We start from the raw sequence: 14,011 nt of genomic DNA, 5'->3' as shown, positions 1-14,011 counted from the left end.
AAAACCGGGGCCACTTTTGGGCGACATGCATTAGAACCCAAACGCCAGCCATGCGGTGCCGGCGGCCAGGGTTATCAGCGTCAACGGCAAGCCGACCTTGAAAAAAGCGCCGAACGACAGCGTCGTGCCGGCGGCGCGTGCCTGTTCGGCGACGATCAGATTGGCGACCGAACCCAGCAGCGTGAAATTGCCGGCCAGCGTCGAACTCATGGCGACGACCAGCCAGGCGCGCTCGGGATTTTCGAGGCCGGGTATGAAGGGCCGAAGCGCCAGCACGGCCGGGACATTGCTCATGATGTTGGAGAGCACCGCGGTGAAACCGGACAGGCGCCAGACGTCGCCCAGCCCGAGGTTCTTGGCCGAAGCGATCATGTCGGGCGAAAGAAGCGTCTTTTCGGCGCCGGCGACCACAACGAACAGACCGGCGAACATGAACAGCAGCGGACCGTCGATCTCGCGGTAGATGCGTTCCGGCTTGATCGCCCGGGTGAGCAAGAGGATGGCGCCGCCGATGAGTGCGGCCTTGGCGACAGGCACACCGGCGAAGAAGGCGATTGCCAGTCCGATGCAGACCACCACCGCCTTCAGCACCTGCCCCTTGTGCATGCGGCCACGCGAGACTTCGGGCGTCAGTTGGACCGTGCGGGCAAATTCGGCCCGGTAGACGATGCGAATGATGACGACGACCGCGACGAGGCCGAAAAGGGCGACCGGAGCCAGCGCTGCCGAAAAGGCCGGATAGGAAATGCCCGACAGCGCGCCGATGACCATGTTTTGCGGATTGCCGGTGATGGTGGCGACGCTACCGCAATTCGACGCGGTGGCGGTGGCGATCAGATACGGGATCGGGTTGCGCTTGATGATGCGGGTGACGTGGACGACGATCGGCGCCATGACGAGGCAGATGGCGTCGTTGACCAAGAAGGCGGACAACACGCCGGTCAGCAGCGTCACCATCACCAAAAGCATGAAGGGCGCGTGCGCGTGCTCGATGGCGATGGCGCCAAGGCCGCGAAAGGCTCCCGACACTTTCAGATGCGCCACCACGATCATCATGCCGAGCAGAAGCGTGATGGTGTCGAAATTGATCGCCCGGTAGGCATCCTCCATGCTGAGCGCGCCGATGGCGATCATCGCGGCCCCGCCGAGAAGCGCGATCCCTGCCCGGTCGAGCCGCAGGCCGGGGATGCGGCCGATGGCGACACCGGCGTAAGTCAGGATCAGGATCAGCAGTGCCGCCGCGCCCATCAATGTCATCGATAAGAAGTCCTGCCCTGTGGCGTGCCGCTGCCTGTCAGCCCCAATGGTCTGATTTGCGTGCCTGCTTTAGCGCGATGTCGAGATCGATGACAGACAGCCAGGCATGTTGTTGCGTCAAGCACCGCCCAAGGGATGACGTGCCGCTAACGCAGATAGAAATCCAGCCTTTGTCGCAGTGCCTGCGGCGAAAACAGCTGCTCGACGGTCTGCCGGGCCTTGAGGCCCACTGCCGCCCGCAGCGCCGGATCGGCTTTGAGATCGGCCAGGATCCGCGCCGCCTGCTGCGTCGTTTCGAACAAGAAACCGTTTTCGCCATGCCTGATATGGTCGGAATAGCCTCCATATGAATGGCAGACCACGGGCAACCCGCAGGCCATCGCCTCGAACACGACGCGACCGAAGGTTTCCACATGCCAACCGGTGCGATAATAAAACACGTCGAGCGTCTGCAGAAACTCTTCGGCGGAAAATTGGCCGGGTGGCAACAGCTCGAGTTGCGGATGCGGCATGAGGCTGCCCTTGAGCCCTGTCCCTCCCTGAATCCGCAAGGCTGTACCTTCGGCCAGCAATGTCTCGTAAAGGGGTATGTCATCGGGATGATGTTTGCCCGGCCCATCGCGGCTCAAGCGTCCGACGGTGAACGGACGATCCGAATCCAGACGCCGTGGTGAAAAACGTTCGATCTCGATCGGAGAGGGGTGCACGGTGCCGTCGATTTGGAGCAATCGCTTCTGAAAGTCGGAAACAAGCACTATCTCGGCGGCGGGCCATCCCAAGCTCCGAGGCATGCGCGTGGTGAGGTTGAGAACCTTCGGATGAAGGGTGTTGAAGTCGTAAATCAGCCGGCGCGGCCGCGGGATCAGGTAAGGCCACACCTTGTTGCGCCAATGCGCTCCGAGAAAAACGTAAGTGCCGCCATCCGGAACTTTTCGCGTAAGCGGGGAAATACGACGTATCGGGAATTGCCGCATTAATTCATCTGAAGCCCGCGATGACGCAGCCCAAAGGCGCACCTCCGAATCGGCGCTCAACAGCCGATAGAGTTCCAAGGTCTTGAGGTCACTGCCACCGAAAGGATCCTGAAAGCCGTTGAACAAATGGATCATAATAGCTGTGCTTACCTGACCGTTTCCGCCATTGTTCGCGGCGTCAAAAATCATGATCGCACGTCGGCCGTAACCCTTGGAAACTCAGGAGTGAGAACCGTTTCTGCCGACAACGAAACATCGCCAACGCGGGGGAGTATACCGGCAAGCGGTTGCAGTCCATGGCCTATCGAGCCGGCATGCTATCCCTAAAGATCGGAATCCCGGCATATGACTGTAAGCATTGAAGCGTAGAGAAAGCGGCCTGCGTCGATTTCGAGAGCTTCCCGATCAGCCATCCGCAAGTTTCTGCCCTCAATGCACGGTGGCGACCCCGGGCGCAGGCGCCGGAGACGTTCCGGCCGGATCGAAGCTGACTTGATCGCGTCCGTTCGACTTGGCCGTGTAAAGCCTTTTGTCGGCAGCGGAGAAGATTTCCTCATAGGTGATCGGGCCGGTGAAGCTTGTGCCGCCGATGCTGACGGAAAGCGGACAAGGCCTGCCGCCGGGTGAGAATTCCATCTCCCTGATACGCCGGCGGATGCTTTCGGCAACCACCCAGGATTGCGAGGGATCCACGCCGGGCAAAAACACACCGAATTCTTCGCCGCCGATGCGGCCGACGATATCGCCGCCACGCAGTTGCCCCTTGATCGCCTGCGCTATCAGTTTGAGCGCCTGATCGCCGCAGTCATGGCCCAGGCGGTCATTGATCGACTTGAAGTGGTCGGCGTCGATGATCAGCAGCGCACCCGAACGGGTCTGCTCCTGCTTTCGGGTCTGCTCGAGATAGGCTTCGACCAGCATCGAGAAGGCGCCACGGTTCAGCACCGCCGTCAGGCTGTCGGTCGCGGCGATGACGCTGAGGTCGCGCTGCGCGATGGCCAGCTGGCGAATCTTCCACATCAGGAAAAACAAAAAGGAGCCGCCCAGCACCAAAGGCAGCATCAGGTCGGTCATCTGCGCCCGCCACACGGCCTCGGGCGAAAGATAGGGAAAATTGAAGGAATCGACGAAGAACGCCACGGCAATGAAGAATGCCGTACCGACTGCCGTGACAGCGATCACCCTGCCCCAGCTCGTCGGCGACAGATCGAGCTTCATCGCGTTCAACTCCGTTAGCCGTCGCTACTATGACGCACCAACCCCAACAAATTGATAAGACTTTCCCTCCAATTCGATATCGGGCGGCGGAACCAACCCGCCGGCCCTGTCTATGACTTGCGACAGACGCCACAAGACGGCCGCTGGAAAGCAGCCATCCTGTTTCAGAGCTTGAAGGCGTGGGCCAATTGCCGGCCGAGCAAGGGCAAAACGGCGCGCGAAGCCAGACCGCTCGTCGTCAGTTGAGCGTCGGCTCACTCAGCGCATCGACGACAAAGGATGCCGCGATCAGGTCGTCGGCATCGAGGCGCAGGGAGCCTCCGTCGCCTCCCATGGCTGAAGCCACTTTTTGAAAGGTCTTCATTTCATATTCCGTGATCCGGGCGTCCTGCATCCTGGCCTTGAGGTCGGCGATGCGCCGATCCAGAGCCGAAGATATGCCTATTTCTCGCTTCGACATGGCAACACTCCTCCCCACCCTTGTTTGCCTCCCGCCTGTCCACTTTTATATGAGGGTCCGCGAATACAGCGGGCCGAACGCGCCGTGCGCGGGAAGGTTCCGAAAAGGCAGAGTAACGAAATAATACGCTGGCCCCAGCCGACTGCCCGGCCACGCTAAATCCCCTCATCACCATGATAGAGCTGAACAGCTTGCGGTATTTACCGCTGTCGTGGCATTCCTGGATGGAAAGAGGTGATTCCGTGACTTGCTATATAAGGCATAGCTAATCCTTGACGCCAGCCGGATGCCGCCCCAGAATCAGAAGCATGGCAATAAAGGTCGGCGACGAAGTGGCGGTCATGGCGACGGTGCTGAAGCGCGTCACGGAAGACCGCGTCAGCGTGTCGATCCCCGGTTACAATTTTCCGCATTCGGTCATTGGTCCAGCGACCAAGCTGACCGAGGGCCAGCCGATGGAATTATCCGGCGACGTTACGCAGATCGAGGGCGACAAGGTCACGGTGTCGTTCGGACAATGGTCACCGTGGATCTGGACAAGGTGCACCTGGTGCAAAGCCACCTCCCGCCGAAGCGAAGGGATCTGAGGATGTGAACACGCGAAGCTCCACCGTCTCAGGGATCCAGCCCCTTACGTCCCAGCAGTGCAGAGCCGCACGAGCGATGCTGAAATGGTCGCAGGTGCGACTCGCCGCGAAGTGCGGCCTTAGCGAAGGAACGATCGGCAGTTTCGAGAGCGGACGAAGGATTCCGAGTTCGGCCAAGCTGGCTGCCATCCGTCGAGGGTTGGAGGCAGCGGGCGTGGTTTTCATCGATCAGAAGGTTGCAAGGACCAAGAGCGGTCCGCCTCGTCAAACTATCGGCGGAACATAATTTAGATATCGCTGTTAGATCCCAAACGGGAGGCGCGCGATGTTCAAAGGTGAAATCGGCATTGTTTCGGACTGGTCGAAATTGGTGGCGGACGATCCTCTGATCGCCGCCGATATTGCCCAGCGTCTTTCTCTACTCGCTTGCAATGACAACACTCCCGCTGCCGCCGACGGCCCGTCGCCCGGCACCGAAACATTTCGAAATCCCCACTTTGCCGGCCTCGCGACACCCGCCGAATATCCTCGCCCGATCGTGCTTCTAGCCACGATCTACGCGTCGACGGTCCTGGGGGTAACGCTGCTTCTGGCGGCGGCGGTTTGAGCGCACGAGGCCTGGTGACGCTCTCTGAAAGCCCATGTCTCCGGTATAAACCGCGACCTATGTGTCCGGAATGGACCCGAAAGGCTTTGGCGATCCCGACAGGATTCGAACCTGTGACCATCGGCTTAGAAGGCCGGTGCTCTATCCAGCTGAGCTACGGGACCGCTGGCCGGCCTTTGGACCGGCTGGATATTCTGGCGCTGGGCGGTTCAATGCGTCCAGGGCGTCCTGCGGTCATAGCGGAAATTCTCCGCATAGGAAATCTGGCGGCGCTTGGTCTCTTTCGGCTCTTCGACGCGGAAAGCGAGCCCTTGCTTTTCGGCGTAGGCCACCGCCTCTTCCCGCGTGTCGAAGCTAAGCCTGATCTGGCTTCTCATGTCTGCCGACGTCGTATAGCCCATCAGCGGATCGATCTTCTTGCGCGTCTCGGGATCGAATTCCAGCACCCAGTGGCCGGTCTTGGCCTTGCCGGACTGCATCGCGGTTTTGGCTGGGCTGAAAATGCGCGCGGACATGGCCACCTCGTTCTTGTGCAAGGCAGCATCGCCACCCTTCGCCCGTCATTACTGCGCAATGCGCACGGCGGCAAGGTTTTTGCTCTCGCGGGTTTTTGCACTTGCCATGCACCACCGAAATGAATAGGCAACAGACCGTTCGGAGTGTAGCGCAGCCTGGTAGCGCATCTGGTTTGGGACCAGAGGGTCGGGAGTTCGAATCTCTCCACTCCGACCATCCCCTCACAGCCCAATGCCCGGCGCAGCCATATGGTCACTTGCTCCGGCTCCGGTCGTGCATCCGGCAGCCGCGGGCCGGTTCGGCAAACAGGGGGTTCAGATGCTTGGAATCGATGCCTGGGTGTCGCTTTTCGGACCGGCCTACTTTGCCTATGCCGGCATCACCGTTCCGTTCATGGTGACGTGGGCAATTGCCTGCGCCGCGCTGGCGATGTGGAACAACCGTGAAAGCCGCAGACAGGCGAGGCAGGCCCCAGGCGCTGTCGTCTCCCGCTCCTGGCGTATCAGTATCGGAATGTTTGTGCTGGTCGCCGCCGGCTATATCGCCGCTCACTCTGCCGTCTACCTCGCGGTCCGTCATTTCGCCAGAATGTGGCTCTGAGACTGGCCTCTCAGGCTAAATCTCGAATTCGCCCTGCCCTTCGTCCATGGCGTTGACGGTTTCGGCTGCCAGCGCCCTGGTGATCGGCGTCTTGCGTTCGAGCGCGGTCCGGTCGAGCCGCTCAACCACGCGCATCGCTGTCGCCAGCGAGCGCTCGATACGGCGGACCAGATACTGCACGACATGCGGTTCGACCTCGATCTGACGGTCGGCGAAGAGTTTTGTGATGACGCCGGCGAGCAGGAGATCGTCGGGCTCATGAATTTCCACTGTCGCCGCTGCTTTCAGCCGTGAGGCGAGATCAGGCAGCGTGACGCCCCAGGCGGACGGAAAGCGGCGCGCCGTCAGGAGCAGCGTCGACCCGGCACCACGCACCGCATTGATCAGATGGAACAGGCCCTGTTCATCGACCGCGCCGGTATCGACATCGTCGATCAGCGCCGGCCGCGCGCCGAGATTGGCAATGCTGTCGCCGATGCGCCTGGCGTCGACCGCCACCGCATCGGCACGCGCGCGCCAGATCGAGGCCAGATGCGTCTTGCCCGAACCCGCGGGACCGGCCAGCACCACCACCGGCGATGGCCAGTCCGGCCAGCGGTCGACCAGCGCCACCGCCTGGTTGTTGGTGCCGGAGACGACGAGTTCGTCGCGCGAATAGCCGGTGCCATGGCCGAGATCGAGCGGCAACTGGCGTGGCGGGTCGGTTGGCTGGGCAGTCACTTCAGCGACGCGGTTGCGTGCGGTGGCCGCCGCCGCGATCGGCCGGAAGCTGCGGCACAGGTGCCGTGCCGCGACCCTTGTAGAGCGGCGATTCGAGATAGCGGGCAATGGCGAACCGCACCAGCACGGCGACGGCCGCAGAAGCCGGCACCGCGATCAACAAGCCGACGAAGCCGAACAGCGCACCGAAGGCAAAAAGCGAAAACATCAGCCATACCGGGTGCAGGCCGACGCTTTTGCCGACCAGCCGCGGCTGCAGGATGTTGCCCTCGATGAACTGACCGATGAAGAACACGACCGCGACGGCGACGATCATCGTCCAGTCCGGCCAGAACTGGACGAAGGCGACGCCGACGGCCAGCACCAGCCCGGTCAGCGAGCCGACATAAGGGATGAAGGAAATCAGCCCGGCGAACAGGCCGATGAGGATGCCGAAATTCAGTCCGGTCAGCGTCAGCCCGGTGGCATAAATGGCGCCCAGCACCAGGCACAGCGTGCCTTGGCCGCGCACGAAGCCGGCTGTGGCGGTGTTGATGTCACGCGCGATGGCGCGCACGGTCGCGACGTTGTCGCGCGGCACCCAACCGTCGATGACCGCCACCATGCGGTCCCAGTCGAGCAGCATGTAGAAGGCGACCACCGGCGTCACCACGAACAGGCTGACCACCGAGACCAGCGCCATGCCGGAACTCCACAGTGAGGTGAAGACGGTGGTGATCAGGCCGAAGCCCGAGGTCAGCAGCGAATTCAGCCCGTCGCGCAAGCTATTGGCGTTGACGCCGAACTTCTGTTCCAGCCATTTCGGATCGAACGAGGTGATCAGGCTTTGCAGCCGGGTCAGATATTCCGGCAATTTGCCGGCGAAATCGGCCATCTGCGTGGCCAGAACGGGGATGAGGATGACGAAGGCCAGCACCAGCACGATGAGGAAGGTGATGAGGATGACCACCGTCGCCATGAAACGGGACAGGCCGAGCCGCTGCAGCCGGTCGGCAACGGGATCGAGGAAATAGGCAAGCACCATGCCGGCGACGAAGGGCAGCAGGATCGCGCTGAAAACATAGAGGAAAAGCGCCAGCAGCGCGGCGCCGGCCAGCCAGAAGAAGATCTGGCGGCGAAAGGTCGCGGACGCGGCGGTGTCGGCGGCCGCGGCCTCGATCGCTGCCGCTTCTGTCTCAGATGTCCGGAGTGGAGCCTTCGCCATAGCCGCTCATGTGCCTCAGCCAAGTCACGAGATAGGCTGCGGCCGAAGCCACGGTCAAGACCCCGGACAGCAATATGAGAACTGACCTCAGCGGGTCGAGGTGAACGGCAAGGGCAAGTTCTCCCAGCACAAGCGCGGCCAGCACGATCTGGATCGCGGTGTTGGCCTTCGACACGAACAACGGTTTCATCTCGACCGGATGGGTCATGACGGCGGACAACACCACCGCGCAGACGATCAACGCGTCGCGCGACACCATGATGACGACAAGCCACAGCGGCAATTGCCCGATGAAGCTCATGACAACGAACACCGAAACCAGCAGCAGCTTGTCCGCCACCGGGTCGAGATAGGCGCCGAGGGTGGATTGCTGGTTGAAACGGCGGGCGATGAACCCGTCGACGCCGTCGGAAATACCGGCGACGAGGAACCCGGCAAAAGCCCAGTCCCAGCGCGCCTGCAGCATCGCCAGCACCACCGCCGGCACCAGGATAAGGCGCAGGATGGTGATCAGGTTGGGGATGGTCAAATGCTTGGCACCTCCTCTTGGTCGGAGATAGATGATGAAGATGGTGAGTGGCAACAAGGGAGAAGCTGCCGATCTCCCCGCATGGGAGAGCGGTTTTCAGCCCGGCTTTCGCCAATCACGAGCCCCTACGCGCGCCCTGTCCACGGTTTTGTAGGTCGAGATGGCCGTTATCCTTGCGGACAGAAACCGTTCATGCGAAGAGCCCGCGATAAGGAAAATTGTTGAACGGGCACCAGAAATGAGCAAGCGCGACGTGAACAAGCGCAAGAACGGGCTCACCTATGCCGCGGCCGGTGTCGATATCGATGCCGGCAATCTCATGGTCGAGAAGATCAAGCCGCTGGTGCGCGCGACGCGCCGGCCGGGCGCCGATGGTGAGATCGGCGGTTTCGGAGGCCTGTTCGACCTCAAGGCCGCGGGCTTTACCGACCCGGTGCTGGTGGCGGCCAATGACGGCGTCGGCACCAAGCTCAAGATCGCCATCGATGCCGGCAAGCACGACACAATCGGCATCGACCTCGTCGCCATGTGCGTCAACGACATCGTCGTGCAAGGTGCCGAACCGCTGTTCTTCCTCGACTATTTCGCCACCGGCAAGCTCGATCCCGACCAGGGTGCCGCGATCGTCGGCGGCATTGCCGAGGGCTGCCGCCAGGCCGGCTGCGCGCTGATCGGCGGCGAGACGGCCGAGATGCCCGGCATGTATCACGGCAATGATTACGACCTGGCCGGCTTTGCGGTGGGCGCCGCCGAACGCGGCCAATTGCTGCCCACCGACGATATTGTCGAAGGCGACGTGCTGCTGGGCCTGGCTTCCTCTGGCTTGCACTCGAACGGATATTCGCTGGTGCGCCGCATCGTCGCCGTCAGCGGTCTGTCGTGGAGCGATCCGGCGCCGTTCAACGACGAGGCCACGCTGGCCGAGGCGCTGCTCGAGCCGACCCGCATCTACGTCAAGTCGATTCTCAAGGCGATCCGCAACACGCATGGTATCAAGGCGCTCGCCCACATCACCGGCGGCGGCTTCCCGGAAAACATCCCGCGCGTGCTGCCCAAGGATTTTTCGGCCGAACTCGACCTCGAAGCGATCGACGTTCCTGCCGTGTTTTCGTGGCTGGCCAAGACCGGCGGCGTGGCGCCGGAAGAGATGATGCGCACTTTCAATTGCGGCATCGGCATGATTCTGGCCGTCGCATCCGGCCAGGCAGCACAGGTCGCCGCCGTGCTGCAGGAGGCCGGCGAGACGGTGACGCCGATCGGCCGCATCGTGCCGCGCCGCGACGCCGGGGTCATCTATCGGGGCTCGATCGGCCTATGAGCGCGCAGAGGAAACGCACCGTTGTCCTGATCTCGGGACGCGGCTCCAACATGACCGCGCTGATTGCCGCGGCCAGCGACCCGGCGTTCCCGGCCGAGATCGTCGGTGTCATTTCCGACAAGGCGGATGCCGCCGGGCTCGGCATCGCCAGGGCGCGCGGCATCGCCACGCAGGTCGTCTCGCGTGCCGACCATGGCAGCAAGCAGGCGCATGACGCGGCAATAGACGCGGCGCTCGCGGCCTTCAACGCCGAGATCGTGGCGCTGGCCGGCTATATGCGCATCCTCACCCCCGGCTTCGTCCAGAGATGGCAGGGCCGCATGATCAACATCCACCCTGCCCTGCTGCCGGCGTTCAAGGGGCTCGACACCCATGTGCGCGCACTGGCCGCCGGCATCCGCATCCATGGCTGCACCGTGCACTTCGTCACCTCCGAGATGGACGACGGTCCGATCATCGCACAGGCGGCCGTACCGGTGATGGTCGGCGACACCGCCGATACATTGGCAGCCCGCGTGCTGAAGACCGAACACCGGCTCTATCCGCTGGCGCTGGGACTGGTTGCCGAAGGCAAGGCGCGCATGGAGGCCGGCCGCACCGTGCTTGCCCACTTTGCCGACGATGCCGACAACGGCACCTCGGTGGTGATGGCCCCGGATCCGCTGCGCGAGGAAGCCGACCTCGAGCATCTGGCGCGCATCACGCCTTGAACCTAGATCGGGAATGACAACGGCACTTAGCCTGGAACCGCCAAATCAGACTCGGTGCCAGGCCGAAACGGACCGGCTGCGCAGAGCTTGGCTGGAAGGATTGGAAAGCGGCCCGTTAGATCCCTTCGACATTGAAGCGATCAAACAAAAGGCCCGCACTCGTCTGACCAGTCTCCCTGGTCCTGACCGACATCGATGAGACAACTACTCCTCCTCCGTCACGCCAAAATCGAGCTGGGACGACCCTGATCTCGATGATTTCGACCGGCCTTTGGCCGAACGCGGGGTTAAGGCGGCGTGCTTGATGGGACGCGAGCTTGCGGCGCGCGGCTGGCTGCCGGACCTGGCGCTGGTGTCGCCGGCACTGCGCACCCGCGACACCTGGCGGCTTGTGGCGGCGGAGCTGCCCGTGCCACCCCGGATCGCATTCAAGGCGCTGTACGATGCTTCAGCGGCGGACATTCTGAGCCAGATTGGTCAAACCGACGCTTCAAGCGGCAGCTTGCTGGTAATTGGCCACAATCCGGGCCTGGAACATTTGGCCAGACAGCTTGCCGGGCCGGGGTCAGACGCCAAGGCGCTCAAGAGACTTGAGGAGAAATTCCCGACGGCAGCCCTGGCCCGGGTGGTCTTCGAAGGCGATTGGTCCGTCGTGTCCCCCGCCCGGTTGACACATTGCCTGCGGCCGAAGGACCTTGGCTAGCGTCCATGGCAGGTGCGGCAGGCCAAGCCCACCGCACGCCCGCTTGAGCCGTCAGTTTCCCCAGTTGCCCTGGCCGGATTCCGGCTGGACCGAATCGGGCCTCAGCGTGAGGTCGCGGTGCTTGACCAGCCTGTGGGTCGAAGCCGTGTAACTGTGGTCGACATTGACCGCGCGCGAGGTGACGGCCGGCTGATTGACATTGTCCGAACCATAGTTGTCGCTGCCGGCATAAGCGGTGCCAGTGGCAACGAGGATGGCGGCGGCGGTAAGAGCGATCCTGGTCATTTTATTTACTCCGGTATTCCTGTTCCTGTCCGTCTAGTGGCGTGCCCTTGGGAGGAATTTCGCGTCGCTCGGACAGCCTCGATCTGGGTTTTTCGTGCGCCGACTTCCAATCACGAAGACGTTCCCTCACGCGCGAAATCCGGACCTCGAACGTGGGCCAAGGTGTTGAGCTCACCCTGTTTTATCAATTGATCTCAAACGCTTATAAGGGGGATACCTGACGCACGGTGCGGCGGTTCGTCGAGCCAGCGCTCGCCATCCGTTCACGATTCGTCAACATAAATTGAACCAGTTGGTTCGATTACGATCGGCGCCCGACACTGGCGCCGTCGGCCGAAGTCCTGCTCATGCATAAAAAACAAGAGCGGCGGGCAAAGCCCACCGCTCTTTGTGGTCGCAGACTTCAGAAAATCAACGACCCCAGATGCCCTGGCCCGACTGAGCCGGCACGTTGGCATTGGCATCACCCTGCGTCTTCACGGACTTCGGGATCGAGCCGGTGTGCGTGGTGTCGATGTTGGACACGGACTGGTTCGCAACCGGCTGGTTGGCATTGTAAGAGCCGTAATTGTCGCTGCCGGCAAAAGCGGTGCCCGTGGCAGCGAGGATGGCGGCGGCGGTGAGTGCGATCTTGGTCATTTTATTTACTCCTGAATTCAAGATTGGGTTGATAGCGGCAGTCGCGATTAGCGACCGAAGAGATTGCGGTCAGCGCCCTGCGAAGCGGGGGCCTGGACGGTCTGCGTCGACTTCGAGACCGAAGCGGTGACTGAATGGTCGACAGTGACGGCAGGCTGATTGGCGTTGGCCGAGCCATAGTTGTCGCTGCCGGCAAAAGCAGTGCCCGTGGCGACGAGGATGGCGGCGGCGGTAAGAGCGATCTTGGTCATTTTATTTACTCCTGAATTCAAGATTGGGTTGATATCGGCAGTCGCGATTAGCGGCCGAAGAGATTGCGGTCAGCGCCCTGCGAAGCGGGGGCCTGGACGGTCTGTGTCACCTTCGAGGTCGAAGCGGTGACCGAATGGTCGACAGTGACGGCAGGCTGATTGGCGTTGGCCGAGCCATAGTTGTCGCTGCCGGCAAAAGCAGTGCTCGTGGCAACGAGGATGGCGGCGGCGGTAAGAGCGATCTTGGTCATTTTATTTACTCCAGTATTTCTTTGTTCTGTCCGTCTAGGGGCGTGCCCTTGGGAGGAATTTCGCGTCACTCGGACCACCCCGAGATGGGCTTGCCCTGCCGCGGATTCCAATCACGAAGATGTTCCCCCGCGGCTCGAATTCGGACCTTGAAATTTGGCACAGGGCCTCGGTGGTCATAATTTTACTGTTCGAAATCAAATCGTTAGTGAGATTCTTCTCCCACCATACGAGGCCGACAACCAAGCCAGCGTTCACCATCTGCTATACAGTCCGTCAACAGAAATCGAACCGAACGGTTCGGTTTGAAGAGACCTGACCCCTCCAGCATTCTTTTTTACGGTGCGGAGGCGGACGAGATATGGGTGCGTACGTCCAACCGGGACGACAAACCGGCCGCTACAGGCCGGTCATGCCCAGCACGTCGCGCATGTCATATTCGCCGGGCGGACGTCCAGCCACCCAGAGTGCGGCGGCGATGGCGCCGCGGGCGAACATGATGCGGTCGCCGGCTGCATGCGACAAGGTTAAGGTCTCGCCCTCGGCGCAGAAGCTGACGCTGTGTTCCCCGACGATGCTGCCGCCACGCAGTACCGCAAAGCCGATCTCGCCGGTCGGCCGCGAGCCCATGACGCCGTCGCGTGCACGCCTTGCGACCGTGTCCAGATCGATGCCGCGTCCGCCGGCTGCGGCATGCCCCAGCATCAACGCCGTTCCCGATGGCGCATCGACCTTGTGGCGATGATGCGCCTCGATAATCTCCACGTCCCAGTCATCGGGATCGAGTGCCCGCGCGGCCTGCTCGACCAGTCCGATCAACATGTTGAGCCCGAGCGAAAAGCTGCCGGAGCGCACGATGGCAATTGTTTTCGCGGCGTCGGCGATCGCAGCCGAATCATCAGCATCGAAGCCCGTTGAGCCGATGACCAGGGCCGGCCCGCCGCGTTCGGCGCAAATGCTGGCCAGATCAGCCGAGGCAGCCGGCGTGGTAAAGTCGATGACCACGTCGGCCACGGCAAGCGCCTCGTCGCGGCTCACCAGCCCTTCGCCGATACTGCCCGGCCGGTGGAAGCGGGCGGCGAGCGCCAGCCGCGCGTCGCCCTGCACGGCCGCCGCCATCTCGCGGCCCATGCGGCCCAGCGCACCCGCGATGGCGACCCTGACCGGTGGTTTCGACATGGCGC

At 62.2% G+C, this 14,011-nt stretch carries 19 protein-coding genes, 2 tRNA genes and 1 pseudogene; 8 read left to right on the top strand and 14 right to left on the bottom strand.

Features of this window, described 5'->3' with window-relative positions; translation table 11 throughout:
* Positions 1-30: 30 nt before the first annotated feature.
* The 4 genes from NKH97_RS20300 to NKH97_RS20285 form a co-directional block, all read right to left on the bottom strand.
* On the bottom strand, positions 31-1,257 hold the full coding sequence (locus NKH97_RS20300) for an anion transporter (protein ID WP_352798610.1): 1,227 nt from the start codon (positions 1,255-1,257) through the stop codon (positions 31-33).
* 146 nt (positions 1,258-1,403) lie between these two features.
* Positions 1,404-2,420, bottom strand: coding sequence for a glycosyltransferase family 4 protein (locus NKH97_RS20295; RefSeq protein WP_352798608.1), 1,017 nt, complete (start codon positions 2,418-2,420; stop codon positions 1,404-1,406).
* A gap of 240 nt (positions 2,421-2,660) precedes the next feature.
* Positions 2,661-3,449 (bottom strand): GGDEF domain-containing protein, encoded by a 789-nt coding sequence (locus tag NKH97_RS20290; protein ID WP_023814104.1) that lies wholly within the window; start codon positions 3,447-3,449, stop codon positions 2,661-2,663.
* A 238-nt stretch (positions 3,450-3,687) separates the two neighbouring features.
* A complete protein-coding gene (locus tag NKH97_RS20285) occupies positions 3,688-3,909 on the bottom strand; it encodes a hypothetical protein (protein ID WP_023814103.1) in 222 nt (73 codons plus the stop codon).
* A 308-nt stretch (positions 3,910-4,217) separates the two neighbouring features.
* Between NKH97_RS20285 and NKH97_RS20280 the strand changes: the two genes are divergently transcribed.
* From NKH97_RS20280 to NKH97_RS20270, 3 genes are read left to right on the top strand one after another with little or no spacing between them, the layout of a single operon-like run.
* Positions 4,218-4,496, top strand: a complete 279-nt coding sequence (locus NKH97_RS20280) for a hypothetical protein (protein WP_352442201.1) — start codon at positions 4,218-4,220, stop codon at positions 4,494-4,496.
* 4 nt (positions 4,497-4,500) lie between these two features.
* Positions 4,501-4,782: a helix-turn-helix domain-containing protein gene (locus tag NKH97_RS20275; protein WP_031213538.1), complete on the top strand. Its 282-nt coding sequence runs from the start codon at positions 4,501-4,503 to the stop codon at positions 4,780-4,782.
* A 39-nt stretch (positions 4,783-4,821) separates the two neighbouring features.
* Positions 4,822-5,103 (top strand): hypothetical protein, encoded by a 282-nt coding sequence (locus tag NKH97_RS20270; RefSeq protein ID WP_023812589.1) that lies wholly within the window; start codon positions 4,822-4,824, stop codon positions 5,101-5,103.
* Between the two features lie 87 nt (positions 5,104-5,190).
* Here the strand turns inward: NKH97_RS20270 and NKH97_RS20265 are convergent.
* Together NKH97_RS20265 and NKH97_RS20260 are read right to left on the bottom strand one after the other, a co-directional pair.
* Positions 5,191-5,267: transfer RNA gene (locus NKH97_RS20265), tRNA-Arg, on the bottom strand.
* A 45-nt stretch (positions 5,268-5,312) separates the two neighbouring features.
* On the bottom strand, positions 5,313-5,618 hold the full coding sequence (locus NKH97_RS20260; RefSeq protein WP_023812590.1) for an ETC complex I subunit: 306 nt from the start codon (positions 5,616-5,618) through the stop codon (positions 5,313-5,315).
* 140 nt (positions 5,619-5,758) lie between these two features.
* Here NKH97_RS20260 and NKH97_RS20255 point away from each other — a divergent pair.
* Both NKH97_RS20255 and NKH97_RS20250 read left to right on the top strand, forming a co-directional pair.
* Positions 5,759-5,835, top strand: a tRNA-Pro gene (locus NKH97_RS20255).
* A 102-nt stretch (positions 5,836-5,937) separates the two neighbouring features.
* Complete coding sequence (locus NKH97_RS20250; protein WP_023812591.1) at positions 5,938-6,219, top strand: hypothetical protein; 282 nt, start codon at positions 5,938-5,940, stop codon at positions 6,217-6,219.
* A gap of 15 nt (positions 6,220-6,234) precedes the next feature.
* On the opposite strand, the gene hdaA is transcribed toward NKH97_RS20250, so the two are convergent.
* From hdaA to NKH97_RS20235, 3 genes are read right to left on the bottom strand one after another with little or no spacing between them, the layout of a single operon-like run.
* Positions 6,235-6,939, bottom strand: a complete 705-nt coding sequence (gene hdaA, locus NKH97_RS20245; RefSeq protein ID WP_023812592.1) for a DnaA regulatory inactivator HdaA — start codon at positions 6,937-6,939, stop codon at positions 6,235-6,237.
* A 1-nt stretch (position 6,940) separates the two neighbouring features.
* A complete protein-coding gene (locus NKH97_RS20240; RefSeq protein WP_023812593.1) occupies positions 6,941-8,143 on the bottom strand; it encodes an AI-2E family transporter in 1,203 nt (400 codons plus the stop codon).
* Positions 8,115-8,672 carry a CDP-alcohol phosphatidyltransferase family protein gene (locus NKH97_RS20235; protein WP_023812594.1) on the bottom strand — a complete coding sequence of 186 codons (558 nt, stop codon included), beginning with the start codon at positions 8,670-8,672 and terminating at the stop codon, positions 8,115-8,117. The genes NKH97_RS20240 and NKH97_RS20235 overlap by 29 nt, the downstream gene beginning before the upstream one ends.
* 238 nt (positions 8,673-8,910) lie before the next feature.
* Here NKH97_RS20235 and purM point away from each other — a divergent pair, with 238 nt between their 5' ends.
* The 3 genes and pseudogenes from purM (at position 8,911) to NKH97_RS20220 (ending at position 11,403) form a co-directional block, all read left to right on the top strand.
* Positions 8,911-9,990 (top strand): phosphoribosylformylglycinamidine cyclo-ligase, encoded by a 1,080-nt coding sequence (purM, locus tag NKH97_RS20230; RefSeq protein WP_023812595.1) that lies wholly within the window; start codon positions 8,911-8,913, stop codon positions 9,988-9,990.
* Positions 9,987-10,700, top strand: a complete 714-nt coding sequence (gene purN, locus NKH97_RS20225; protein ID WP_023812596.1) for a phosphoribosylglycinamide formyltransferase — start codon at positions 9,987-9,989, stop codon at positions 10,698-10,700. The genes purM and purN overlap by 4 nt, the downstream gene beginning before the upstream one ends.
* A 195-nt stretch (positions 10,701-10,895) precedes the next feature.
* Positions 10,896-11,403: pseudogene (locus tag NKH97_RS20220) on the top strand (SixA phosphatase family protein).
* A gap of 51 nt (positions 11,404-11,454) precedes the next feature.
* Here NKH97_RS20220 and NKH97_RS20215 read toward each other — a convergent pair.
* The 5 genes from NKH97_RS20215 to dapB all read right to left on the bottom strand — a co-directional run bounded on the left by NKH97_RS20215 (position 11,455) and on the right by dapB (position 14,006).
* Positions 11,455-11,688, bottom strand: coding sequence for a DUF680 domain-containing protein (locus NKH97_RS20215; RefSeq protein ID WP_023812598.1), 234 nt, complete (start codon positions 11,686-11,688; stop codon positions 11,455-11,457).
* Between the two features lie 411 nt (positions 11,689-12,099).
* Positions 12,100-12,327, bottom strand: coding sequence for a DUF680 domain-containing protein (locus NKH97_RS20210; protein WP_352798601.1), 228 nt, complete (start codon positions 12,325-12,327; stop codon positions 12,100-12,102).
* A gap of 47 nt (positions 12,328-12,374) precedes the next feature.
* The gene (locus tag NKH97_RS20205) at positions 12,375-12,578 is read right to left on the bottom strand and encodes a DUF680 domain-containing protein (RefSeq protein WP_128305364.1); all 204 of its coding nucleotides are present in this window, start codon (positions 12,576-12,578) and stop codon (positions 12,375-12,377) included.
* Between the two features lie 47 nt (positions 12,579-12,625).
* Positions 12,626-12,829, bottom strand: a complete 204-nt coding sequence (locus NKH97_RS20200; RefSeq protein WP_128305363.1) for a DUF680 domain-containing protein — start codon at positions 12,827-12,829, stop codon at positions 12,626-12,628.
* 397 nt (positions 12,830-13,226) lie between these two features.
* Positions 13,227-14,006 (bottom strand): 4-hydroxy-tetrahydrodipicolinate reductase, encoded by a 780-nt coding sequence (gene dapB, locus NKH97_RS20195; RefSeq protein WP_128305362.1) that lies wholly within the window; start codon positions 14,004-14,006, stop codon positions 13,227-13,229.
* Positions 14,007-14,011 lie beyond the last annotated feature (5 nt).

The organism is Mesorhizobium sp. M0870 (assembly GCF_040319775.1).
In the GTDB taxonomy this organism is placed as follows: Bacteria; Pseudomonadota; Alphaproteobacteria; order Rhizobiales; family Rhizobiaceae; genus Mesorhizobium.
This window is presented reverse-complemented; position numbering and strand designations above follow the sequence as displayed.

Excerpts from the sequence above, each read along its gene's own strand:
- NKH97_RS20270 (WP_023812589.1), top strand. The coding sequence starts at position 4,822 with ATGTTCAAAGGTGAAATCGGCATTGTTTCGGACTGGTCGAAATTGGTG.
- NKH97_RS20300 (WP_352798610.1), bottom strand. The coding sequence starts at position 1,257 with ATGACATTGATGGGCGCGGCGGCACTGCTGATCCTGATCCTGACTTAC.
- NKH97_RS20210 (WP_352798601.1), bottom strand. The coding sequence starts at position 12,327 with ATGACCAAGATCGCACTCACCGCCGCCGCCATCCTCGCTGCCACGGGC.
- purM (WP_023812595.1), top strand. The coding sequence starts at position 8,911 with ATGAGCAAGCGCGACGTGAACAAGCGCAAGAACGGGCTCACCTATGCC.
- purN (WP_023812596.1), top strand. The coding sequence starts at position 9,987 with ATGAGCGCGCAGAGGAAACGCACCGTTGTCCTGATCTCGGGACGCGGC.
- NKH97_RS20285 (WP_023814103.1), bottom strand. The coding sequence starts at position 3,909 with ATGTCGAAGCGAGAAATAGGCATATCTTCGGCTCTGGATCGGCGCATC.
- NKH97_RS20205 (WP_128305364.1), bottom strand. The coding sequence starts at position 12,578 with ATGACCAAGATCGCTCTTACCGCCGCCGCCATCCTCGTCGCCACGGGC.
- NKH97_RS20260 (WP_023812590.1), bottom strand. The coding sequence starts at position 5,618 with ATGTCCGCGCGCATTTTCAGCCCAGCCAAAACCGCGATGCAGTCCGGC.
- NKH97_RS20240 (WP_023812593.1), bottom strand. The coding sequence starts at position 8,143 with ATGGCGAAGGCTCCACTCCGGACATCTGAGACAGAAGCGGCAGCGATC.
- NKH97_RS20215 (WP_023812598.1), bottom strand. The coding sequence starts at position 11,688 with ATGACCAGGATCGCTCTTACCGCCGCCGCCATCCTCGTTGCCACTGGC.
- NKH97_RS20295 (WP_352798608.1), bottom strand. The coding sequence starts at position 2,420 with ATGATTTTTGACGCCGCGAACAATGGCGGAAACGGTCAGGTAAGCACA.
- NKH97_RS20290 (WP_023814104.1), bottom strand. The coding sequence starts at position 3,449 with ATGAAGCTCGATCTGTCGCCGACGAGCTGGGGCAGGGTGATCGCTGTC.
- NKH97_RS20200 (WP_128305363.1), bottom strand. The coding sequence starts at position 12,829 with ATGACCAAGATCGCTCTTACCGCCGCCGCCATCCTCGTTGCCACGAGC.
- NKH97_RS20280 (WP_352442201.1), top strand. The coding sequence starts at position 4,218 with ATGGCAATAAAGGTCGGCGACGAAGTGGCGGTCATGGCGACGGTGCTG.
- dapB (WP_128305362.1), bottom strand. The coding sequence starts at position 14,006 with ATGTCGAAACCACCGGTCAGGGTCGCCATCGCGGGTGCGCTGGGCCGC.
- NKH97_RS20250 (WP_023812591.1), top strand. The coding sequence starts at position 5,938 with ATGCTTGGAATCGATGCCTGGGTGTCGCTTTTCGGACCGGCCTACTTT.